Annotated in this window: 24 protein-coding genes and 1 tRNA gene; 4 read left to right on the top strand and 21 right to left on the bottom strand. The window is 35.0% G+C overall.

Annotation, left to right across the window (positions count from 1 at the left end):
* Nucleotides 1-113: 113 nt before the first annotated feature.
* The 6 genes from ACTTG8_RS06785 to ACTTG8_RS06760 form a co-directional block, all read right to left on the bottom strand.
* Nucleotides 114-1,292: a WG repeat-containing protein gene (locus tag ACTTG8_RS06785; protein ID WP_442561369.1), complete on the bottom strand. Its 1,179-nt coding sequence runs from the start codon at nt 1,290-1,292 to the stop codon at nt 114-116.
* Between the two features lie 22 nt (nt 1,293-1,314).
* Complete coding sequence (locus tag ACTTG8_RS06780) at nt 1,315-2,421, bottom strand: WG repeat-containing protein (RefSeq protein WP_442561368.1); 1,107 nt, start codon at nt 2,419-2,421, stop codon at nt 1,315-1,317.
* A 133-nt stretch (nt 2,422-2,554) separates the two neighbouring features.
* On the bottom strand, nt 2,555-3,667 hold the full coding sequence (locus ACTTG8_RS06775) for an ABC transporter ATP-binding protein (protein WP_442561367.1): 1,113 nt from the start codon (nt 3,665-3,667) through the stop codon (nt 2,555-2,557).
* Nucleotides 3,668-3,892: 225 nt separating this feature from the next.
* Complete coding sequence (locus tag ACTTG8_RS06770; protein WP_442561366.1) at nt 3,893-4,795, bottom strand: YitT family protein; 903 nt, start codon at nt 4,793-4,795, stop codon at nt 3,893-3,895.
* Nucleotides 4,796-4,823: 28 nt separating this feature from the next.
* Nucleotides 4,824-5,630 carry a hypothetical protein gene (locus ACTTG8_RS06765; protein ID WP_442561365.1) on the bottom strand — a complete coding sequence of 269 codons (807 nt, stop codon included), beginning with the start codon at nt 5,628-5,630 and terminating at the stop codon, nt 4,824-4,826.
* The gene (locus tag ACTTG8_RS06760; protein WP_442561364.1) at nt 5,627-7,585 is read right to left on the bottom strand and encodes an Ig-like domain-containing protein; all 1,959 of its coding nucleotides are present in this window, start codon (nt 7,583-7,585) and stop codon (nt 5,627-5,629) included. The genes ACTTG8_RS06765 and ACTTG8_RS06760 overlap by 4 nt, the downstream gene beginning before the upstream one ends.
* Nucleotides 7,586-7,730: 145 nt before the next feature.
* On the opposite strand from ACTTG8_RS06760, the gene ymfI reads away from it, so the two are divergent.
* Nucleotides 7,731-8,462, top strand: coding sequence for an elongation factor P 5-aminopentanone reductase (gene ymfI / locus ACTTG8_RS06755; protein ID WP_442561370.1), 732 nt, complete (start codon nt 7,731-7,733; stop codon nt 8,460-8,462).
* A 5-nt stretch (nt 8,463-8,467) separates the two neighbouring features.
* Here the strand turns inward: ymfI and ACTTG8_RS06750 are convergent, their stop codons facing one another.
* From ACTTG8_RS06750 to ACTTG8_RS06705, 10 genes are all read right to left on the bottom strand, one after another.
* On the bottom strand, nt 8,468-9,265 hold the full coding sequence (locus ACTTG8_RS06750; protein ID WP_442561363.1) for a DNA-3-methyladenine glycosylase family protein: 798 nt from the start codon (nt 9,263-9,265) through the stop codon (nt 8,468-8,470).
* Nucleotides 9,266-9,273: 8 nt separating this feature from the next.
* Entirely contained in the window at nt 9,274-9,879 is a 606-nt protein-coding gene (locus ACTTG8_RS06745) for a sigma-70 family RNA polymerase sigma factor (protein ID WP_442561362.1), read from the bottom strand.
* Between the two features lie 15 nt (nt 9,880-9,894).
* Nucleotides 9,895-10,662, bottom strand: a complete 768-nt coding sequence (gene rlmB / locus ACTTG8_RS06740; protein ID WP_442561361.1) for a 23S rRNA (guanosine(2251)-2'-O)-methyltransferase RlmB — start codon at nt 10,660-10,662, stop codon at nt 9,895-9,897.
* A gap of 12 nt (nt 10,663-10,674) precedes the next feature.
* A complete protein-coding gene (locus ACTTG8_RS06735; protein ID WP_442561360.1) occupies nt 10,675-11,121 on the bottom strand; it encodes a Mini-ribonuclease 3 in 447 nt (148 codons plus the stop codon).
* Complete coding sequence (gene cysS / locus ACTTG8_RS06730) at nt 11,106-12,503, bottom strand: cysteine--tRNA ligase (protein WP_442561359.1); 1,398 nt, start codon at nt 12,501-12,503, stop codon at nt 11,106-11,108. The genes ACTTG8_RS06735 and cysS overlap by 16 nt, the downstream gene beginning before the upstream one ends.
* Nucleotides 12,490-13,173 carry a serine O-acetyltransferase gene (gene cysE / locus ACTTG8_RS06725; protein ID WP_442561358.1) on the bottom strand — a complete coding sequence of 228 codons (684 nt, stop codon included), beginning with the start codon at nt 13,171-13,173 and terminating at the stop codon, nt 12,490-12,492. Before cysE ends, cysS begins: the two co-directional genes overlap by 14 nt.
* A 2-nt stretch (nt 13,174-13,175) precedes the next feature.
* Nucleotides 13,176-13,712 carry a 2-C-methyl-D-erythritol 2,4-cyclodiphosphate synthase gene (ispF, locus tag ACTTG8_RS06720; protein ID WP_442561357.1) on the bottom strand — a complete coding sequence of 179 codons (537 nt, stop codon included), beginning with the start codon at nt 13,710-13,712 and terminating at the stop codon, nt 13,176-13,178.
* Nucleotides 13,713-14,333 carry a metallophosphoesterase family protein gene (locus ACTTG8_RS06715; protein WP_442561356.1) on the bottom strand — a complete coding sequence of 207 codons (621 nt, stop codon included), beginning with the start codon at nt 14,331-14,333 and terminating at the stop codon, nt 13,713-13,715. It lies immediately after the preceding gene.
* Between the two features lie 14 nt (nt 14,334-14,347).
* Nucleotides 14,348-14,836: a deoxycytidylate deaminase gene (locus ACTTG8_RS06710; RefSeq protein WP_442561355.1), complete on the bottom strand. Its 489-nt coding sequence runs from the start codon at nt 14,834-14,836 to the stop codon at nt 14,348-14,350.
* A gap of 149 nt (nt 14,837-14,985) precedes the next feature.
* Nucleotides 14,986-15,059, bottom strand: a tRNA-Met gene (locus tag ACTTG8_RS06705).
* Nucleotides 15,060-15,232: 173 nt separating this feature from the next.
* Here ACTTG8_RS06705 and ACTTG8_RS06700 point away from each other — a divergent pair.
* Genes ACTTG8_RS06700 through ACTTG8_RS06690 form a run of 3 tightly spaced genes read left to right on the top strand, consistent with a single transcriptional unit; the run spans nt 15,233 to nt 20,170 of the window.
* Nucleotides 15,233-17,539 carry a putative bifunctional diguanylate cyclase/phosphodiesterase gene (locus ACTTG8_RS06700; RefSeq protein WP_442561354.1) on the top strand — a complete coding sequence of 769 codons (2,307 nt, stop codon included), beginning with the start codon at nt 15,233-15,235 and terminating at the stop codon, nt 17,537-17,539.
* Between the two features lie 12 nt (nt 17,540-17,551).
* Nucleotides 17,552-19,321: an Rqc2 family fibronectin-binding protein gene (locus ACTTG8_RS06695; RefSeq protein WP_442561353.1), complete on the top strand. Its 1,770-nt coding sequence runs from the start codon at nt 17,552-17,554 to the stop codon at nt 19,319-19,321.
* 9 nt (nt 19,322-19,330) lie between these two features.
* Complete coding sequence (locus ACTTG8_RS06690; RefSeq protein ID WP_442561352.1) at nt 19,331-20,170, top strand: histidinol-phosphatase HisJ family protein; 840 nt, start codon at nt 19,331-19,333, stop codon at nt 20,168-20,170.
* Here the strand turns inward: ACTTG8_RS06690 and mnmA are convergent.
* The 5 genes from mnmA to ACTTG8_RS06665 all read right to left on the bottom strand — a co-directional run.
* Complete coding sequence (gene mnmA, locus ACTTG8_RS06685; RefSeq protein WP_442561351.1) at nt 20,160-21,242, bottom strand: tRNA 2-thiouridine(34) synthase MnmA; 1,083 nt, start codon at nt 21,240-21,242, stop codon at nt 20,160-20,162. The genes ACTTG8_RS06690 and mnmA overlap by 11 nt on opposite strands.
* Nucleotides 21,243-21,291: 49 nt before the next feature.
* Nucleotides 21,292-21,747 (bottom strand): RrF2 family transcriptional regulator, encoded by a 456-nt coding sequence (locus ACTTG8_RS06680; RefSeq protein ID WP_442561350.1) that lies wholly within the window; start codon nt 21,745-21,747, stop codon nt 21,292-21,294.
* Nucleotides 21,748-21,756: 9 nt separating this feature from the next.
* A complete protein-coding gene (locus ACTTG8_RS06675) occupies nt 21,757-22,698 on the bottom strand; it encodes a glycosyltransferase family 2 protein (protein WP_442561349.1) in 942 nt (313 codons plus the stop codon).
* Nucleotides 22,695-23,600, bottom strand: a complete 906-nt coding sequence (locus tag ACTTG8_RS06670) for a glycosyltransferase (protein WP_442561348.1) — start codon at nt 23,598-23,600, stop codon at nt 22,695-22,697. The genes ACTTG8_RS06675 and ACTTG8_RS06670 overlap by 4 nt, the downstream gene beginning before the upstream one ends.
* A 165-nt stretch (nt 23,601-23,765) precedes the next feature.
* The coding region (locus tag ACTTG8_RS06665; RefSeq protein WP_442561347.1) for a flagellar hook-basal body complex protein at nt 23,766-24,271 on the bottom strand (506 nt) is incomplete at its 5' end.

Raw genomic sequence — 24,271 nt, 5'->3', positions numbered from 1 at the left:
AACCTTATTGTAATTTTACCATTCATTTATAGAAAAGTAAAGAAAAGCCGACCCTTATTAAAATTTTCTAATGGGGCTGGCCAATTTTATATTAGTTTTCCATCTTCATTTCATCAATACATTCCTTTATATACTAATGGTATTACTATTTTGCCTTTTTTATCTATATAACCATATTTACCATTTTTCTTTACTAAGGCTATGCCATTTTTAAACTCATATGCCTCATCATACTTCATTTGTATAATTTCTTTGCCAGCTTTATCTATATAACCATATTTCTTTCCTTTTTTTACTGCAGCCTTGCCCTCACTAAAATCATCAGCCCTGTCATATTTTAACTTAGTTATTTTCTTGCCTTTTTTATTTATATATCCATACTTGCCTTCATCTCCAACAGCGGCTAAACCCTCATGAAATTCTCCTGCTTCTTCATATTCCAAAGGTATTACTTTTTTGCCTTTTTTATTTATATAGCCATAATGCCATCCCATTAATCCGCTTCCCACTGCCGCCATGCCTTCACTGAACTTTTTTATATTAGCATAGCCCTCACTTATCTTTTTCCCCTTAGTATTTATATAGTAATAGTCAGGCCAGATATGGACAATAGCTAAGCCATCTTTAAAATCCTCTGCGTAATCATACTCAAACGGAGTTATAACCTTGCCTTTCTCGTCTATATATCCATATCTGTTTTCCAGTCCATATTTACTCAAATTGTCATTTACTAAAGCTACTCCGTTATTAAAATCATGCACATAACCTTTCCCCTTAAATATAAATGGAGTTTTTTCTATTTCATCGCCTTTATAATTGACATATACCTTTTTTCCTTCCCTTTCAGCTTTAGCCTGTCCATCCACAAACTCGCCTATATTATCATATTTTATTGGTATTACTTCCTTCCCTTCCCTATCTATGCAGCCGTACAGATCATCGTCTCTTACCAGAGTCAGTCCATTTTCCAAATCTTCTACATAATTATATTTTAGTTCTAAAACATCTTTGCCATTCTTATCTATATAAAATTTTTTATTGTCTATCACAGCTACAGCTAAGCCCTCATAAAACTTTCCTATCAAATCATACTTTACTTCGAGTATAATCTTATTATTTTCATCAATCATTCCCACTTTTGCATCATCTGAGTTATTTTCTCCTATGAGAATACGCCCCTCTCCAAGGCTCTCACCCAGCACATATCCTTTTCCTGCCTTTACTTCATATTGTAAAATTAAATTGCAGAGCATCAGGATTACTAAAAAAATATTTAATTTTCTCTTCATCATATTTCTCCCTCATAAATAAATCTTATTTTCTTTCGATATATCCATATTTGATTGGTATTACCGCCTTGCCTTTTTTGTCTATAAATCCGCTTTTGCCACCTTTCATTACTAAAGCCAGACCCTCCTTAAAATCATAAGCATAATCATATTTAAGCGGTATAATCAGCTTTCCTTTTTTATCTATAAATCCGCAAGAATCAGAATAGTCTCCATATTTTTCTACCATTGCCATTCCTTCACTAAACGAGTTGGCTTCATTATATGATGAATCTATAACTTTTTTTCCTTTTTTATTTATAAAACACATCCTGTCATCTCTGATAGGGGCTAAGCCTTCTTTAAAATCTCCGGCACTATAATATGCCCATTTGGTTATCAGCTTTCCCTTTTTATCTATATACCCGTCAGCTCTCGCTCTTGCGTTTTCCAAATCATAATTTACTGCTGCCAGTCCTTCACTGAAAGAACTTGCCTCATTATACTTTAGCGGTATTGCAACTTTACCTTTTTTGTTAATAAATCCGAATGCCCCTTTCTTTTTAACCAGAGCCAGACCCTCTTTAAAATCCTCCGCCAAATCATAACCTTTAATCGATATTATTACATTTCCCTCTTTATCTATATATTTATACTGTCCATACTTTATCTTAACTCTGGCTAAGCCATCACTAAAAGCGCTGGCCTCCTCATATTCTTTCAGTTTAATTACTGTTTTACCTTCTTTATTTATATAAAAAACTTCATCGCCATATTCCAGTTTTGCAATGCCTTCATGAAAATCATCTGCAAAATCACATTCCACAAACGGAATAATCAGCTTTCCTTCTTTATCTATATATCCCCATTTACCATCTTTTTCAACAGCTGCCAGACCTTCTCTAAATCTCCCTGCCCAGTCATACTCAAACGGAATCACTATTTTTCCCTTTTTATCCATAAAGCCATGTTTTGCATATATATAATATTCACTGTTTCTTATACGGACAAGACCTTCAGAAAAACGGTTGTCATCAAAAAAATACATATTTCCAGCTTTTGTTTCTATAGATAAGAACAGGGCAGATACAAGCATTACTGTCAAGAAAAGACATATGCTTCTGCTTCTTACAAATCTATTTATCTTTTTCATATTGTCCCCTTACTAATTTAATATTTTTTATAGTGTACGATTTATACACACTTTACATACATACGAACTATTCGATAAATTACATAAAAATAACCTAAAAGCATAAACTCTTAGGTTATCATTAACTTTTTAATTACAGCTCAATTGCAAGACCTGAATCCTTATCAAATATATGCATCTTTGAAAGGTCAAGAGCAAACTTAACAGCATCTCCTACTCTTGCTGTTGTACGAGGATTTACTCTTGCTGTAAATTCTACATCACCAACAGGGAAGTAAAGGAATACTTCTGCACCAAGAAGCTCATATACTTTGATTGTAGCATCAAAAGTAGTATCAGGTGAGTTGTTGATAAATACTTCTTCATCATGTATATCTTCAGGACGGATACCGAACTCAACAGTCTTTCCATCATAACCACCATTAAGAAGATTTTTAGCCTTCTCTTTAGGAAGCTTAATCTTAAATCCTGCAAATTCAAGAGTTGCACCCTCTCCATCCTTCTTCACTAATGCATCTATAAAGTTCATCTCAGGAGAACCAATGAAACCTGCAACAAACTTATTAACAGGATGCTCATAAAGGTTCTGAGGAGTATCTACCTGCTGTATATATCCATCTTTCATAACTACGATTCTTGTTCCGAGTGTCATAGCCTCAGTCTGATCGTGTGTTACATAGATGATGGTTGTCTCAAGTCTCTGATGAAGTTTACTAATCTCAATACGCATCTGTACACGAAGCTTAGCATCAAGGTTTGAAAGAGGCTCATCCATAAGGAATACCTTAGGGTTACGAACTATAGCACGACCCATAGCTACACGCTGTCTCTGTCCACCTGAAAGAGCTGCAGGCTTACGATCAAGAAGTTTCTCAAGATCAAGGATTCTAGCTGCATCATTAACAAGTCTGTTTATTTCTTCCTTTGGAGTCTTTCTAAGCTTAAGACCGAATGCCATGTTGTCAAATACTGACATATGTGGGTAAAGAGCATAGTTCTGGAATACCATTGCAATATCTCTATCCTTAGGCTCAACATCATTGACCCTCTTATCACCAATCAAAAGATCACCGCCTGAAATTTCCTCAAGACCGGCAATCATACGAAGTGTAGTAGACTTACCACAACCTGAAGGTCCTACGAAAATAATAAATTCTTTGTCTGCGATTTCAAGGTTAAATTCCTTAACTGCCTCAAAACCATTTGGATACTTTTTGGTAACATTTCTTAAAGATAAACTTGCCATAACAGCCTCCCTTTTAATACATTTTCTTTTTAGATTTTAATCTATGCAAGATAATAATAACACTACAAAATCTATGTATAAATAATACACTATTGCTGCAAACTAAACTATTCTTTTTTTACACAAAATAAAGAGATGTTTTTTGTTACTTTTGTCATAAAAACGTTTAAAGTATACAAAATACAGAAAACTTGCACAATTTTTGTCGTATTTATTGGGCAATATTTACTTTACAGCACTGTCATGTTTGTATTCAATAAATCCCTCTCCAAATGCCTCCCTTACATCACTCACTATAATCAAAGCCTTTGGATCTGTGACCACAGCTATCTCCTTAAGTTTTACAATTTCCTTTTTGCCAACTACGCAAAAAAGCATACTCTTATCTTTATTAGTGTACATTCCTCTCGCAGATATAGCCGTAACTCCTCTGTCCATCTCACTCATAATAAGCTTTGCTATCTTTTCGTACTCATCTGAAATTATATAAACTAATTTTGCAAATTTCACACCCTCTAACATAGTATCAGAAATCTTGGTAAGCACATAAATGGTTAAAATACCATACATAGCATTTCTGAATCCAAGTACAAAGGCACCTAAAACTACTATTAACCCATCCACTCCAAAAAGGATGCTAGGGACTGAATAATGCTTTAAAAACTTATGCAAAATTGCACTCACCATATCGGTACCACCACTGGTTGAATTAGTGAGGAAAATAAGTCCTATTCCCACACCATCTAAAAGACCTCCAACGGCTATTGCCAACAGATAATCTCCCCCACATATGTCATAAGTAGGAATAACATAGAGCCATACTGCAAAAGTTACTGCACCAAGAAATGTCTTTGCCACAAAATCTTTCCCTAGCACAATTAGAGCTATAATGAATACCGGAATATTTAATACTGCATTACTAAACCATACCGGAATATCAAGCCCAAAACCTTCTGCAAAATATTTTATTACTATTGCAAAGCCTCCAAAACCTCCCATAACCATCTTCATCGGCTCGTAAATCAGCTTAACCGGAGCCGACATACAAAGTGTGCCTACAAAGATTAAGACTATATCAAAAAGCCTCCTGTACTTTGAATTTTGTAATTTTGTAATTGTTTGAATCATTTTAATAACAACCTCTCTGTTTATTTTATTATTTTTCTGAGGATAGTATTTGAGATAAAACATCCTTATTTACAACTGTTCCATTATCAAACCTTTCGCCTTTAATTGTTATAAATTTAACATCCTCAGTCTTCACCTCTTTCAGCTTTTTTAATAAATTTACATAAGCCTTCTTCTTAACATCTGTGTATTTGTTATTATAAATAGCATTTACAAAGTCTACCTTGGCTTTGTCGTTTCCATGTATAACTGAAGTTACAAAATCTTGTAAAAATGTAGACTCACCTTTTGCATTGAAATAAAATATTTTATCTGCATCCTCTGCCTTTAAAAAGAGATAGTGTGACATTCCCAGCTCAAAATAATTCTCAAGCATAAACATTCCTGCCTTCAGCCCCTGCTTATTTTTGCTATATTTATACAGGTGTGAAAGTCTCAAAACCTGTGGCAGGTCTGCTATAGAAGAGGACAATTCTTTGTATAGTTCATTTGACACTTCAAGCATTAAATCTCCTGTAAAATTATAAAAGCCTATTTTATTTTCCTGCTTATCAAAATTGACAAAATATGCAGAACTTATCAAGTTTGCATCCCTTTTGTCACCAATAAAAATTATTCCACGCAATACCTCTTCCTCTTCAACATTCGGAAGTTCCTTAGTTAAAATCCCTGTTTTACCATCTTTTTCTATTTTAAGCGTACTTTTTATTAGATTATAAGACTTATTATCTGCATCTTTAAACTTTACAATATATAGAGCTAACACAGCTATCACTGCCAACATTACTATTATTGTTGTAAATATAAATACCTTTATTACCTTTTTAACCATCATCTCCTCTTTTGGCTAACTCCTATGGATGATTTCTGTTCAAGATTTTTTCCTCTGTTTTTCATTACTGTTATCTCATCCAGTCCAAATTCCTGCATTCTTCCCTCATTATTTATCAATACATTTACATTTGGCATGTAATGCAGTTCTGCCTCTCTGGTAGTTTCATTCCTTATAATCGAAAAGGTTGAGCCTTTAGAAGAGGAAATAATCTCCGAATCATATGGCAGTATAATTCTTCCTGCCGAAAACTCATCTTTTAGCCCTAAATAATGGATTACCGAATTATATTCCTTAATTGCTGTTCCACTTGAGGTATATAGAGAATACTGCAATATATTATCTTCTCCAATATAGGTAGTTCCTGCTGTAACAAAAAATGTCATTAACGAACTTCCATCTGTTATAGTTTTCTTTATAACCTGTCTTACTGCACCTCCCTGAATTGTAATTATCATTTCTCCAGACTTAACCTTTGTTTCTCTTAAAGGATATGTGAGGTAACTTACTCCATCAATCGTTATAGGACGGATTGACTCTTTTGTCTCCACTCCATTTTCTAGCACAGTATCAACACTTACAATTGCACTACCTGTAACATCCACATTTAATTTATAATCCCTAAGCCCCATAGAATTAATATTATTTCCATAACTATCTGTCGCCTTAATAAGCAAATAATAACTGTCTTTATTCATATTGACCCAAGCAGAACTTCCAAAATCTTTAATTTCATCACCATTTTTAAGCCGTACTGTATCTTTGTCCATTACTGTCTCATAATATATCGAACCATTTGTTGTACTAAAATTACATTTATAAATCCCTTTTAATTCTGCTGTTGTAATAATAGCCGGTGGCGCAATCACAACATTCTTTTCATCTTTAATCTCACTGCCATCTTTATTCTTATAGCTTATCTTAATCGCCCCTGAAGTTCCTATCGGACTAGGAGTATTAGGAAGTGATGCAGGAAAAAGCAAACTTACCTTTCCAGATTCTGAAACAGGAATTTTATTTCCATTCCATTCTACATTAAATCTGTCATTTGCTATATCCTCTCTAGCAGTAATCTCCTTACCATTTCCGTCAAAAATTTTAAAATACGCAGTTGCAAAATATACTCCATTCTTTTGAGTTGTATCTGTCATGGTTGCATTTGATGATATTTCAATTTTTGTCGGATTTGATTTATCAACAGTTTGAGCAGGCTTATTATTTTCTTCTTTTTTAGTTTCTTCCTTTTTTGAATCCTCTTTTACCGTTTCCTCCTGTTTAGGCTCTGTAATGTTTATTTTAATGACATCGCTTACTACATCATCTGCTGCCTTTTTCTTTTTCTTTGCTGAACTCCTCACATACAAAACTCCTGCCTTATCTCCGGCAGTAAATTCCCCTTTTCCATTAATCTCCCCAAGTTTTGTCTTCTTGGTACAGTCCTCATCTGCAAACAATTGATAAAAGACCTTATAGGTCGATTTTATCTTGCTATTTACCTCAAGTGCCTCATCTGTAGGAAGAATTTTCGAACTAAATTTATGAGTACTGCCAATCTCTAAACTTACTTCATTAGTATTCTTCTTTTCATTTACCAGACTAATCTCACCTGCCTCAGTTTCAACTGTCATCCTGCATTTAAGGCTATATTTTTTTCTTTTATATATACAATTAAAACTTATAGTTGCCTTACCATTTGCCTTAGCCGTACATATGCCGTTTTTACTAACTTTAACTTTTTTAGGATTATCAGACTTCCATGTCCCCTTTATTCCTTTTTTTACTCCATTAATATTATATTTTAACTTAACTCCTTCTTCACCAACATAAATTGTCTTCGTTGAAACAGGTTTCTTAGAAATATAAAGATAGCTTTTAACTGCTGCGTAAACATTTAAATCAAATATTGATGACATACATACTACTACAGTCAAAATAACTGAAAATATTTTATTCTTCATTTTATTTTCCTCCTATAAATTCCTTAATTAAGCAAAAAATTATGCCAATACTACTACTTAGTATAGCACAATTTAAAACTATTTACACTATTATATAAAATAGTGTACAATTACTTATATGATACACCTAAAACTAAGGAGCATTATCATGAATAAAACAGTATTAATAACCGGTTCCAGCCGAGGAATAGGAAGAGCCCTCGCCTTATATTTTGCAAAAGAGGGTTATAAAATTGCCCTAAATTCAAGAAAATCAAGCACTGAACTTGAGAAAACCAAGAATGAACTTCTTTCTTATAATGTTCCTGTACTCTCAATGCTCGGAGATGTAGGTAATTATGAATTTTGCAAAAATTTTATATCCGAAACAAAAAAAATCTTAGGTTCTGTAGATATCCTAATAAATAACGCAGGCATTTCCCACATTGGACTTTTTTCCGAAATGACTCCTAATGAGTGGAACGAAGTTATAAGTTCAAACCTGACTTCCGTCTACAACCTTTCCTCTTTGGTCATTCCTGATATGGTATATAAAAAATCCGGAAAAATCCTTAACATCTCCTCTGTTTGGGGAAATGTAGGTGCTTCTATGGAAGTTGCCTATTCTGCCAGCAAAGGTGGAATGAACTCGCTCACCAAAGCCCTCGCTAAAGAGCTTGCTCCAAGCGGTATTCAGGTAAACGCAATAGCCTGTGGAGCTATAGCAACAGAAATGAATAGTTTCCTAGATGAAGAAGAGCTTAACTGCCTTATAGATGAAATTCCATCATCAAGACTTGGTAAGCCTGATGAAGTAGCCAAACTCGCCTTCGATCTTTGTAACGAAAATACTTATCTCACCGGTCAAATTATCGGCTTAGACGGCGGATGGTGTTAAAATCTTTATTTTAATTTTTTATTATTTAGGTCATAATAAAACATATACTGTTGCATTACTGCTGAGTATCCCTTGTATCTCTCAAACGGAAAACCATTTTCGTAGTGCGATGCAAGTATTTGTTTTACATGAGTATCTATCGGAAATGCATCAAGCTGATGCAAACCGAATACACAGATGCAGTCTGCTACCTTTTTACCTATCCCAAGTTCCTTCATAAGCAGTTTTTTCGTTTCTTCGTAAGGAAGTCCTATCAGACTTTCAGGAACAAACTCTCCGGTAGCTGTTTTAACTGCCATTTTATGTATATACTCATCTCTATATCCTAAACCGTATGAGTGTAATTCTTCTACAGATACATTACTTAAAATCTCCGGTGACGGGAAACTTCCATCCTCAGTTAAATCACAAAGTTTTGCTATACTGTTTTTTATCCGAGGTATATTGTTGTTTTGAGAAATCATAAACGAAATTATCATTTCCCATAAATCCTGCCTTAATATCCTGATTCCAAACCCATAGGCTACAGCAGATTTTAAATACTCATCCTTCTCATCTACCAATGCCTTAATAGCAGAATAATCTGTTCCTAAGTCAAAGTAATCATACCAAACCGACTTAAATTCATCTTCACTGCAATGGAAAGTAAACTCTCCATCTTTTTCTTCTACTAAAGTAGTATATTCTCTAAACCAAACTCTATAAACACCTTCTGATTCTTCCTTCATTCTAAAAATCTGACCCGAATCAGCTATCTGCTCAAGATTCAAATCAGTTAAATATATTTTAAATATCTCACTCATAGGTTCTCCTACTTCTCGCTATCTATCACCTGTTTGAACTTAGCCTTAATCCTTACTAAGGCATTGTCTATGGACTTCGGACTTCTTTCTAACAAATCTGCAATTTTCTTATAATCTTTACCTGAAAGATATAAATCCAGTACCTCTTCTTCAAGTTTTGAAAGAGATTTGCTAAGTTTTTCCAGTAAAAACATAGTATTTTCTTTATCAATAACAAAACCCTCAGGCTCAAAAAAGCTGCTGGCACGAAGATTATTTATAAGTTTTATTTCCTCACTATCTTCACTTGCATATAGAGAAACATAGGTATTAAGCGGTAGATTTTTGCCTGCCTGTCCTGCCTTTATAGCATTATACATCCTACGCTCACATACTAGATTGGCAAAGGTCGAAAAACTTGCATTTTTACTACCGTCAAAATCTCTTACTGCTACAAAAAGCCCTATCATGCCCTCTTGAATAAGGTCTTCTCTGTCGCCGCCAAGTAGATATAATGTCTTTGCCTTACCTCTTACCAAATTTTTATACTTATTTAAGAGATAATTTTCTGCCTCCTTATCTCCCTCTTTTGCCCTTTTACACAGCTCTTCATCTGAAAATTTTTCAAAATCCATACAACGTCCATTTCCTTATTTTTGCATCATCCTCTGCCTTACAATCTCATAAGAAAGCACCCCTGCTGCCACCGAGGCATTTAAGGAGTCAATCTGTCCAAACATTGGTATCTTCACTACAAAATCACATTTTTCTTTAACAAGCCTGCTGACCCCACTTCCTTCTGAGCCGATTACTAAGCCTATTGCCCCTGTAAGATTGCAATTATACATTATATCTCCCGACATATCTGCACAGGCAAACCAAATTCCTTTTTCCTTAAGTTCTTCTATGGTACGGCTTATATTGGTAACTTTTGCAACCGGAGTGTAGTTAATTGCTCCGGCTGATGTTCTTGCCACAGTAGCAGTAAGCCCTACTGCATGTCTTTTAGGAATAATTACACCATGCGCCCCAGCCTGATTCGCCGTTCTTATAATTGCTCCAAGATTATGTGGGTCTTCTATATCATCAAGAACTATAATAAAAGGAGGTTCTCCTTTTTCTTTTGCAGCATTTAAAATATCTTCAACCTCAGCATAGTTATAGGCTGCTGCCATGGCCACAGCCCCCTGATGTTTATCACCCTCAGCATATTTATTTAACCTGTCCCTGCTTACAAAATTAATGATAATATTCATCTTTTTAGCCGTTCTTATAATAGACTGCAAAGTACCATCAGGATTCCCCTCCTGTACATATAGCCTGTCTATATCTCTTCCCGACCTTAAAGCCTCTAATACAGCATTTCTTCCATATATTATAAGGCTCTCCTCTTCATTTTCCGAAAATTTATCTCCCATATTGCTCCCTTCTCATTTAATTTTATCTCCTACGCCAACCTTTACTAACTCCAAAAGTCTTGCATTTCTTCCTGCAAGATACAAAAAACCTACAAGTGCCTCAAATCCCGTAGCCACTCTATAATCTATGATACTTGCATTTTTGGCAGAAGTATATGATTTTGCATTTCTACCACGTTTGTAAACAGTTTCTTCTTCCTCTGTCAAAAATGGCAATATTTTTTCCATAGCCTCCCTTTGTGCCAAAGCCTTCACCAAAGAACTTGCTTTATGATGAAGTTTATTTACCGGAGCATTTCCTTTCTCCACGATTATAGTTCGAACTATTATTTCATAAACTGCATCGCCTATGTAAGCTAGTGTAAGAGGTGAAAAACTTCTCAAATCCTTACTTTCAATTCCAAAAAACTTATCTATACTGTTTGTCGAAAGTTCTGATAAAGCTATATTCTCTTCCACTTAACTCCCTCTCTGGTGTCTTCTAAGACTATACCTTTTGATATAAGTATTTCTCTTATTTCATCAGCCCTTGCAAAATTCTTAGCCTTTCTTGACTCGGTTCTTTCTTTAATAAGTGCCTCTATTTCCTCATCTAAGATTTCTTTTTCCTTAACTACCTTAACTCCAAGTACATCCGATAAAAGCACGATAAGCTTCCTTACCTCTTTAACCAGTTCTTTAGAGCTGTCTGCACTTATCTCAGAATTAGCAAGCTTCACGAGGTTAAATACTGCCGATACTGCATCTGCTGTATTAAAGTCCGCTTCCATAGCTGATTCAAAATCCGCCTTATATGCCAATGCCTTGGCATACACTTCTTTTTCAGTCTCTGATAACTCCTTATCTTTTGCATTTTCAAGTAAGAAATCTAAGTTTGATACAGCATTTATAATTCTTTCAAGTCCTGTTTTTGCCGCTTCCATCAACTCATGACTAAAATTTATAGGTCCTCTGTAATGTGCACCAAGCATGAAAAATCTTAGCACACCAAGGTCATACTCCTTGCTCACATCTCTGATGGTTATAAAGTTACCAAGAGACTTGCTCATCTTCTCATTATTTATCCTAAGATAACCATTATGCATCCAGTATCTTGCAAAATCTTTTCCGTTAGCCGCCTCACTCTGTGCTATCTCGTTTTCATGATGTGGGAAAATAAGGTCTTCTCCCCCCGCATGGATGTCTATCTGTTCACCAAGGTATTTTTTACTCATAACTGAGCATTCTATATGCCATCCGGGTCTTCCCTCTCCCCAAGGAGATAACCAAAAAGGCTCACCCTCTTTTTTAGGCTTCCAAAGCACAAAATCAAGGGGATCTTCCTTTTCATCATTTACCGCAATTCTTGCTCCCGCCTCAAGGTCATCAATATTTTTATTCGAAAGTTTTCCATAGCCGTCAAAACTTCTGGTTTTAAAATACACACTTCCATTTTTAGCATAGGCATGACCTCTTTTTATAAGCTCCTCTATCATTTTAATCATGCCCTCAATTTCTTCAGTCGCCTTTGGATTCTTGGTAGCAGGAAGAACATTTAAACCATCCATGTCCTTCTTTGCCTCTTCAATGTACTTCTCTGATATTTCTACGGCTGTTACACCCTCTTCATTTGCTCTTTTTATTATTTTATCATCCACATCTGTAAAATTAGATACATAATTAACTTCATAACCCTTATACTCAAAATATCTTCGAACAGTATCAAATATAATTATAGGTCTTGCATTCCCTATATGCATGAAATTATACACTGTCGGACCGCATACATACATTTTGACTTTACCTTCCTCTAAAGGTATAAATTCCTCTTCTTTATTTGTAAGTGTATTATGTATTTTCATTATTCTGCCCCTTCTTCAATTCTTCAAAACTCTTTGTTAATTTTTCTATCTTCTTTCTTAACTTCCTATTTTCTTCCCTTAATTCATCTATATCTCTTGATACAGGGTCAGGAAGATGAACCTGATCAAGATCTATCTGCTCACATTTAATATTGTTGCGTTTTACAATTCTACCGGGTACTCCTACAACTGTAGAATTAGGTGGAATATCTTTAAGTACCACACTACCTGCTCCAATCTTTGTGTTATTCCCAATAGTAATATTTCCTAAAACCTTTGCTCCGGCACTTATCATAACATTATTTTCTATGGTAGGATGTCTTTTGCCGGTTTGTTTTCCTGTACCGCCAAGAGTTACCCCCTGATATATGGTACAGTTATCTCCTATTATTGCTGTTTCTCCGATAATAACTCCTATGCCATGGTCAATAAAAAAGTTATTACCTATTGTTGCTCCCGGATGTATATCTATTCCCATCTTATCCGCACCTTTTTGCATTATCTTTCTTGCAAGAAGATAATGCCCTTTTAAGTACAGTCTATGAGCGATGCGATATCTAAGCATTATCCTAAAACCCGGATAGAGTAAGACTTCAAGCTTTGATTTAATAGCAGGGTCTCTCTGAAGTATAGCCGCCGACTCCTCTTTTAAAAATTTAATAAATCCCATCCTTAGTGACAACCTCCACAGCCACCGCAACTTCCACAGCCACCCATCATATAATCATCTTCGTTTATCATTTCCTTAAGAAGACATACTGCCTGCGCCTTCATCCCCTCGCCACTTCCTGTAAAACCAAGTCCCTCTTCTGTAGTAGCCTTGATATTTACCTGACTCTCTTCTATGCAGAGAGCTTTTGCTATATTTTTTACCATTTCAGGTATGTATGATGCGAGTTTAGGCTTTTCAGCCATAATGGTAGCATCTATGTTCTCTATCACATACAACTTATCTTCAATTATTTTTCTAACTGCCACCAAGAGCTTTATACTGTCAATATCTTTGTATCTCTCATCAGTATCAGGAAAATGCCTACCAATATCTCCTTCTGCAACTGCTCCTAAAAGAGCATCCATTACAGCATGGGTTAATACATCTGCATCTGAATGTCCTAAAAGTCCCTTTTCATAAGGAATATTAACTCCTCCAAGGATTAATTTTCTTCCTTCCACCATTCGGTGAACATCATATCCACTTCCTATTCTCATCTATTCAACCATTCCTCTTTCTTTCCAGTAACTAATCCACTCATTTAACGACAAAGGCTCATAATCTGAATACATACAAAAGCAATTTATCATATTGCATGGGATGTCTTTTTTACTCCCATCTTTGTTAATTACATTATACTCTCTTGTAATTTTAACAAATTGTTCCATAAGCCTCTGGTCATGGGTATCATGCACATGTCCATAAACCATATAAGTCTTAGGTTCGCCCTCTTTAGTACGCCTGTACTGACCATTGTAACACATAACCGGATAATGGCAAAGTATAATTCTTCTATCATTATCTGAAATTTCTGTATATTCTTTAATCCATTCAAAACGGCTTTTATCAAAATCGGTTTTTTTGATGAGTTTATAGTCATGGTTTCCTATTATAAGGCTGATTTTCCCATTCAGTTTTTTTAGAACCTCATTTGTTTCTTCTGCCTTTCCAAAAGATAAATCTCCAAGTATAAATACCTCATCCCTTCTATTTACCTTTCGATTCCATCTGCCTATAATGTAGTCATGCATCTCTTCAATACTGCCAAAACCTCTATTATCCATTTCTGTATTTAATTTCTCATGAAAAAAATGTAAATCTGAAATATAATACTTCAAATCTCTTCCCCCTGTTAGTACCCAAACATTCCACTTAAAGAGTCATCATTTTCTATCCAATCATTTACAATCACTACTCTAAATTTATCCTTATCATCCCTTATGTAGACTCTTTCAACTCCTGCATTGATTATTACTCTTTTACACATAGAACAGCTATTTGCATTTGCTACATAGCTGCCATCTTTAGTCTCAATACCTACCAAATATATGTCACTGCCAATAAGTTCTTCTCGGGAGGCACTTATTATAGCATTTTGCTCTGCGTGTACACTGCGACACAGTTCATATCGTTCCCCTCTTGGAACTTTTAATTTTTCACGCATACAAAAACCTAAGTCTGAACAGTTTTTTCTTCCTCTCGGTGCTCCTGTATATCCTGTCGCAATAACCTCATCGTTTTTTACTATAACCGCTCCGTAATGTCTTCTAAGGCAGGTACTTCTCTGCGACACTACTTCTGCTATATCAAGATAATAGTTTATCTTATCCCTTCTTTCCATAAAACCCTCCTTTTGGTGAGATAAACTTCCCTTCCGAAAAATTTGTATTCCTCGGAGAGTTTTTGTTTAATTAGAAAATTGGTGAGAATTTTCTAAATTAAATAAAAAAAATGCCTGATTACATCTCTGTAACTCAGACATCTTATACCTAGCGAAGGAGGGACTTGAACCCCCGACACCACGGGTATGAACCGTGTGCTCTAGCCAGCTGAGCTACTTCGCCATATCAGCCTCAAGATTTCTCTCAAAACGACAATAGACATTATAATGGATGAAAATTAATTTGTCAATAGCAAATTATTTTTTTTAGTTTTCTTGCAATTCTTGCTATACATACTGCTAATATGTTATAATAATTATTTACTATAGGTATTTTATTATGGGAGGGATGAAGTTATGTTAAATGATAAAAGCATAAGAAAGCTATTATTGTATCCTCTCTTTGCTATTTTATCACTTCATTTAATACGAATTTTATTTATAGATAATAAGGTTTCCTTTGTTACCAGCAGTTCAATAGACGTGTTCATTATTTTTATTTTTGGAATTTCTATAAAATATATAGGCAAAAATAAAAAATATTATAAGATTTATCTAGCTGCCATTATTTCTGATGCTTTATCAAGCTTTTTATACGCCCTGCCTTCAGGGCTTATAAGTCATGTTACAGATGTAATTTATCTTATTCCTAACGCCCTATATGTTGGATGTCTTATAGTATTTGTGTTTACTTCTTTAAAAAATTGGAATAAGTATCAGTTCTTTTCTGATATGTTTATAATATCAATTATAGGATTTATCATAATATGGTCTTTATTTATTAGTGGCAATCGCAAATTAGAAAACTTAGGCTACAGCAATTGGGTTATTATGGTCTATGTGTTCTTAGACTTTTTCATACTCAGCGTCTGTGCCTTGTTATTGCTGTCTACCGGCTTTAAAAACATTCATAAAAAGCTTATATTCCCACTGATTGCCATCCTTATCTATTCTCTTTCAGACTATATTTTTGCCTATAACATACTTATGGAACTGCCATTGAACAGGAGTTTGCTTGACTTTTTCTACAAGCTTTCTTCCTTATTATTTACAATAGGTGCCGTATACGAGTCCAATCACCCTGAGAATACAATTCCTTTTGACGACACTAAATTATCCAAAAACTTGAAAACTCCTAAAAAAACCTTCATCTTCCTAGGAATAATCATATCTTTCCTTTTCATAGAAGGTTTTATAACAATAAAAATCCTTCAAATCATAGTTTTCAGTTGTATTGTGTATTGGGGATGTACTGCAACAATACGCTTTCAGGAAGTAAATAAAACCCTTCTTATGGCAGAGCAGGCAAATAGAACAAAACTCGAAGAACTGGTTGAAGAACGTACGAGAGATCTCACCCTTTCATATAAAAAGCTTGAGGAAATCTCAAATACTGACAGTCTTACAGGCCTTAACAGTTATAAGTATTTTTCTACTTTTATTGATGAAATGACAAAATATGAACAGCCTTTTGTATTTATGTGTATAGATATCAATAGATTTAAATTTATCAACGATTCTTACGGACATGATGTAGGCGATAAAGTTCTTCAAACTTTAGCAAACAAACTTAGAACTATATGCCCTGATAACGGACAGCTTTTCCGTATTGGTGGTGACGAATTCATACTTATTCTAAAGGGATATATTCCTTTAGACACCATATCCACATTTGCAGAAAAGATACTGAACCTATTCAATGCCCCTTTATCTATCGAGCCATATATGCTTAAATTAAAGGCCAGCATAGGTATTTCTCTTTATCCGGATGATTCAAACGATAAGGAAGAATTGATAAGATATGCTGATATAGCAAAATATAGCATTAAAAATAGCATAAATAATAACCGGTATTCATTTTTTAAAAAGTCAATGCTTGAGTTTTTTAGTAAACGGCAAGAAATAGAACTTATGTACAAAAACGCAAACCTCGAACAGGAGTTTATTTTGTACTTTCAGCCTCAATTTTCTATTAAAGATAAAACACTTATCGGAATGGAGGCTCTAATACGATGGATTCATCCGACAAAGGGGCTTATATCTCCTATGCACTTTATACCTGTAATAGAAGATACCGGAGATATTATTGCACTTGGTAAGCTTGTTATGCACAAATCTTTTGCACAGATTAAAGAGTGGAATGAAAAATATAATACTAATCTCAGAATCAGCATAAATGTTTCTCCTAAACAGATAGAAGATGATAACTTTATGGAATGGTTTAAATCTCAGATGGAAACCTCCGGCATAAGAACAGAGTGGATAGACTTAGAACTTACAGAAAGTAGCTATATGCATTTTAATGACGAAAACAAGCATATTTTTAATGAATTGTCAGATTTGGGAATAAAGACTTCCATAGACGATTTCGGTACAGGATACTCTTCTCTCAGTTATATCAAAACTCTTAACTTTGACCGTTTGAAAATAGCTAAAGAGCTAATTGATAATATTGAAAATGATGAAAACTCTCAGCTTATAATCAAGGCTATAATAATGATGTCGGACGGATTAAAATTGAAAACCATTGCTGAGGGTGTTGAAGATGAAAATCAACTCAGCCTTTTGAAAAAACTTGGCTGTGATGAAATACAGGGGTATATATGGGGCAGGCCTGTACCGGCCAATGAGTTTGAAGAAAAATATATAATCAATTCAAATTAGAAAGGATATACAATGTCATTTGACGGATGCGTAGTGGCAGGAATAACATACGAACTTAAAAACTGTCTAACAGGTGGATATATTACTAAGATTGCACAGCCTGAAAAAGATGCTCTTGTGCTTACTGTAAAAAACAACAGAACTCAGTACAAACTTTTTCTGTCTGCCAATGCCTCCCTGCCTCTTGCCTATATTACAAGCGAAAACAGAAAATCTCCTATGACTGCACCTAACTTCTGTATGTTGCTTAGAAAACATCTTGGAAATGCTAAGATTTTGGAAGTTTATCAGCCTGAATTTGAAAGAATTATTCGCTTAAAAACCGAGCATTTAGATGAAATGGGAGATTTATCTGTAAAACATCTTGTAATAGAGCTTATGGGAAAATACAGTAACATCATACTTCTTGATAATGAAGAACGAGTTATTGACAGCATCAAACATATATCAATGTTAGTAAGTTCCGTAAGAGAAATTTTACCCGGAAAAAATTACTTTGTACCTCCACAAGAAGGTAGAATTAATCCACTTAAAGCAGATATTAATTACTTTACCAATGTGATTGCAGTAAAGCCAAGCTCCATAGGAAAATCTATTTATACCTCACTTACAGGCTTTTCCCCACAGCTTGCCAATGAAATCTGCCTTCTCTCCGGCTTAGATGCAGACCAATCCACTGCCTCGCTTAGTGAGGCAGATATAAACTCGCTCTTCAAAAATTTTTTAATTTTTATAAATTATATAAAAAGTGATAAATTCAGCCCTATCATTTATTATAACAAAAATGAGACTCCAAAAGCTTTTTCAGTTTTTAATCTTCATATTTATGATAATTTAGAACACAAAGCTTTTTCGGATATTTCTTCTCTGCTTGAAGAGTTTTATAATTCTAAGGATAAGTCTGATAGAATAAGACAAAAATCAACAGACCTTAGAAAGCTTATTACAAATGCAATTTCAAGAACTTCAAATAAATTGGATATTTTTGCAAAACAGCTTAGGGATACTGCAAACAGAGATAAATACAGGATATATGGAGAACTAATTACAACCTACGGTTATCAAGCTAAAGAAGGTGATAAAGTCCTTATCTGTACAGACTATTATTCCGGTAAGGAAGTTAGTATAAATCTTGATACATCCATCCCTGTAATGGCAAATGCAAAAAAATATTTTGATAAATATGCAAGACAAAAACGCACCTATGAGGCTGTATTAATACAGCAGGAAGAGGCCAATCTGGAATTAAATCATTTAGATTCAATAAAAATATCACTTGATATGGCAGAAAACGAAGATGACCTCGCAGAAATCAGAAAAGAACTTGAAAATGCAGGATATGCCAAAAAGACTGCATTAAGTAGTAAAAAGGGCAAAGCTAAGGAGGCTAAGGGAATTCCTCTTCATTTTGTTTCAAGTGACGGTTTTGATATTTTTGTTGGCAAAAATAATATTCAAAATGATTACCTTACTTTTAAGCTAGCCACAAACAGTGATTGGTGGTTTCATGCCAAGAAATGTGCAGGCTCTCATGTCATACTAATAACAAATGGCAGAGAAGTTCCTGATAGAACATTTGAAGAGGCCGGTAAACTAGCCGTACACTATTCTTCTGTCAATACCTCTTCTCTACCTACAGGTGACGGAACAAAACATGAGGTAGACTATGTTCAGAAAAAAGAAGTCAAAAAGCCAAATGGAGCAAAGCCAGGCTTTGTAGTATACTACACAAATTATTCACTTACTGCTGATTCTGATATTTCAGGAATCAGGCAGATATAGGAGGACGTTATGATAATTGCAGATATGCACACCCATTCAGCCTTTTCAGGGGACTCTGAAGTTCCCATAGAAACCCAGCTTGAAAAGGCTATCGCTCTTGGACTTAAGCATTATTGCCTTACCGAGCATGAAGACCTTTACTATCCTGAAACTGTTGATGACAGTGGAAATTCCATCAATATTTTTAAACTTGATCTTCCTGATTATTTAAATAAAATTAATAAGCTTAAAACAGCCTATAAAAATAAGATAAATATTTTAACAGGAATAGAACTTGGCTTATGTGAAAGAGCCCTCCCTGAATACAAAAAACTCATAAATGAGCACAATTTTGATTTTGTAATTGCCTCTGTCCACCTGATAGATGGCTTTGATCCATACTATCCCGAATTTTGGCTCTACCATGACAGAAAGGCTGCTATCACAAGATATTTTGAAATCATGCTTGAAATGATAACTAAATTTACTGATTTTGATGCCCTTGGCCATCTTGACTATATCTTTAGGTATATAAGAGATGAAGCAGGCAATCCTACAGATGGACATTATTCATACAGAGAATATGCTGACCTCATTGACCCAATATTGATGAAAATAATAGAGCTTGACAAGGCTTTAGAAATAAATAGTGCCGGCTATAAATATGGACTTGAATCACCTAACCCTCGTAGTAAAGTAATAAAACGCTATAAAAAACTTGGGGGCAAAAAAATAACCATAGGCTCAGACGGTCATCAACCTGAACATCTTGCCTATGATTTTGATAAATGTGAAACTCTTTTAAAAGAACTGGAATTTGACGGGTATTATATCTACGAAAACAGAAAGCCTATTAAAATCAACTTCTAATTATCTGTCCACCACAGACTACTTCTCCTGCCTCATTATAGACAACTAGGGTTTGACCCGGGGCAGAAGCTCGCTGTGGTTCTAAAAATTCTACTACTATATTCTCACCCTCAAAGGAAAGTCTACATTTCCCACCCTTATGATTATATCTTATTTTCGCCATATATTCCTTATGTACATTCTCTATTTCTTCCCTTGTTTCAGCCATAAAATTAATTTTTTCCGCTAAAACTCTTGTACTAAACAGCCCATCATTATCCGAAAGCACCACCTCATCACTCTCCGGTCTTATTTCTTTTACAAACATAGGCTTGCCAAAAGCCATACCAAGCCCCTTTCTCTGCCCTACTGTATAATGCACAATTCCTCTATGTTCACCCAACACCTTACCATCTACATCTACAAACTTCCCTCTTTTTGCTACAATTCCATATTCTTTTTCAAGATAACCTGCATAATCTCCATCAGGTATAAAGCATATTTCCATACTATCCGGCTTTTTTGCAATCTCTATTCCTGCATCAATAGCAATTTTCCTCACCTCATCTTTTTCATAACTTCCAAGAGGAAGTAGAGTCCTTTTAAGCTGCTCCTGTGTGAGATTGCAGAGAGCATATGTCTGATCCTTTGTTGCCGACTGAGAATTTACAATAGTATATCTTCCATTAGGAAGTTTCCTTATATTTGCATAGTGCCCCGTTGCCACAAAGTCCGCACCGAAATACTTTGCGCCCTCAAAAAGTGCTTCCCACTTCACCATCCTATTACATAGAGTACAAGGGTTAGGTGTCTGTCCATTCTTATATGCATCAGCAAAATAATCCATCACATTTTCTTTAAATTTGTCTTTTACATCTACTATTTTATATGGTATCCCCAAAGCATTTGCAACCTTTATTGCATCTTCTTTATCCCTTGCTCCAAGACAGTTACTGGTTGAAGCATCGACATCACCTTTATTCCATATATCCATAGTGACTCCGTACACCTCATAACCTGCTTTTTTAAGCAGATAAGCTACTACTGAAGAGTCTACACCTCCCGACAGGCCAACAGCTACTTTATTCGACATTTCTCACCTTTTCTGATTTTCACATATATTTTATATTGTGTGCAATCTTTTATTTTTTATTACAACTCATATTTCTTCCAGACATATTTTCTTCCAGTAAGTTCTTACCATCTCTTGCAAGTTCAGATATCATTAAGCTGTCTACTGCCTGATTAATGCTGTCTGCAATCCTCTTCCATACAAACTTAGTCACACAGGTATCTGAACCTTCGCAAAGCGAGCCGTCTATTTCTGCACAGTCCACAGGGTTTAAATCCCCCTCCAAAGCTCTTAATACCTCTCCTACTGATATTTCCTCAGCAGGTCTTGCAAGCACATAACCTCCCTGCGCCCCTCTTAAGCTATTTACTATTCCTGCTTTTTTAAGCATCGCTATTAGTCTTTCCAAATAATTCTCAGAAATAAACTGTCTTGCTGCTATACTGCTTACTGATGCAGCCTCATCATGCATGGCTATGTCAAGTACCGCCTTAAGGCCGTACCTCCCCTTAGTTGAAATCTTCATTTTAGTCTCCTACACAAAAATAAATAAAGCTATATTTCTTATAAAGCCTGATTTTAGAAATTTATTTTTAATTATACTGATTTTCCTTCCAAAAAATCCCATATCCTTAAGTTTTGCAAACTCTTTTACAATCTTTAAGTCAGCATCAGAAAGATTATCTCCAAAATACTTCAAAAATTCCTCACCCTGCTCTATATTTTGGTTAATCCTCTGCCTTATTTCATCTATTTTACTAAGCCTCGCTCTTACATAAGAGTTAAAGCTCTCTCCACCAACTACATTGTTTTCATGCTGCCTGTAATACTCTGTAAATCCATCCACATAGCCAATTTCGCCAAGTCCTGCTGCAATCAGCCCAAACCACCAGTCATGCATTTTGGCCTTTTTATATGGTATCAAACCTTTTTTCTCCGCCGCAAGTTCAACCTCCAAAAGAGCCTTGTTAATCATAATCGTACCGCCAATAAACTTATTTTCCATAAGCAAATAATTAAGCGAAATTTTTGTCCTATCCACTTTTTCCGCCTCAAAATACGAAGAAGCTGTTATTGTTAAATTTTTATCAGTAATAGCTGCATCTGAAAATACCAGTGCAGGTCTTCCCCTTTCTATCTCCTTTATCTTAACAAGTGAACGGCTGAGTTTATCTTTTACCCATACATCATCTTGGTCTGAAAAGCAAAAATACTCTGCTACAGAAAAAAATCCTACCGCCTCCTTTATACCGTTAAAGAAATTACCGGCAGCTCCAAAATTTTTTTTATTTTTTTGAAAATATATCTTATCAGGATATTTTTCCACATAGTCAGCCACTATTTCTTCTGTACCATCTTTCGAGCCATCATCAAATACAAAGAGTTTCCACTCAGAATAATCCTGAGTAAGTATAGAATCTATCTGCTCTCTAATGTATTTTTCTCCATTATAAGTTCCCATTATTATAGCTATCATTTAAAATAATCCTTATTCATGCAGAATTTTTGTACCAAATTCTTTGGCAGTTTATCATATTTTTTACCAAGTTTATACCCGATTAGCTTTGCTGCACTGTGAAATACAAGCTTTGGTATCAAGTAAAATTTGCCCACCTTTATCAAATGAAATGCTGTATCTTTAACCAATCTGCTGCCCTCTTTATATGAGGAAACCTTTTCAAATACTTCTTTGTACTCCCTATGAGATGCCCCTAAGTCAAAATTCCTATGAAACTGCTGCCCCATTGTATATTCGTGGTAATGCACCACTCTCGCATCGGCTTTATACACTACCTTATATCCCATCTCCATAACCTTAGCCGCCATCAGCATATCTTCATTAAATACGGTACGCTTTACAAAGCCTCCTGCCTCATTGTACACTTTCTTCCTATAAGCCGCACATACATCTGAATTAAACCAAGCCTTTATCCCCATAGTTTTTATATCTTCTTTTGATTTAACCTTATCCTTATTTGGATAATTAAATTCTCTTGTATATCTTTCTATTTCCCCTGCCTTCTCGTCTGTTTCCTGTCTGGCATAGGCTATTGCAACTTTTTCATCCTCAAAAGCAGATATTAGGTTACTAAACAGTCTTCCATCTTTTGGTCTTGCATCTTGAGTCATGCATATAAAAGCCTCCGATTCCGACATGTCAGCTCCCATCCTCCTGGTAGCTCCATGGTCAAATTCAGATTTCTTAATATGAATTACTTTTATTGGGATAATTTCCTCAAATTCCTTCTTCCAAAACTTCTCTTCTGTATTAATAATTATAATATTAGCAGGTTTCAGTGTTTGAATTAGCAATCCCTTCAGCAGCTCTTTTAATTCAGAACTTGGTTTGTATGTAGGTATTATAACATCAAATGTCATTGTATCTTTTCTTCCTATTCTTAATTATGAATATTTAATTATACAGTATATCAAATTGTACCTAAACATGCAAACAGCCACAGAATATTTCACCGAAACATTTCTGTGGCTGTTCATCATTATTTAATAGGAAGTTTCTTAAAAATCTCCTATATTTTTTATTGATTATCTCTTAAGGTTAATAAGCTCTTCAAGAATTGAATCTGTAGTAGTTATAGTTCTTGAGTTAGCCTGGAAACCACGCTGGGTAGTAATCATATCTGTAAACTGAGCAGCAAGGTCTACATTAGACATCTCAAGCATACCTGTACTAATCTTACCTCCATCAGTAGTAACATCCTTACCTACACCATCAAAGCTGCCTGAGTTCATAGTCTCCACAAAGTTACTATTTCCTACTGCCTCAAGACCACCCGGATTCTTAAAACCGGCTACAGCAATCTGTCCGAGGAGTTTAAGGTCACCATTATCATAAGAACCATAAATCTTACCTGAATTATCTATGGTAGCTCCCTTCATAGTTCCCTTCATCTTACCTTTTCCGTTACCATCTACATCACCCATGGTCGACTCTATCTTAGAAGAAGTAGAGCTTGCAAACATAGTAAGCTGTGAGAAATCCATCTCAATATTTTCAAATGGGTTAGGAGTTTTTCCACCTATATTAAGAT

The sequence above is a fragment of the Catonella sp. genome, assembly GCF_052173895.1.
Lineage (GTDB): Bacteria > Bacillota > Clostridia > Lachnospirales > Lachnospiraceae > Catonella.
The sequence above is the reverse complement of the archived record's forward strand: the minus strand, read 5'-3'. Positions and strand labels throughout refer to the sequence as shown.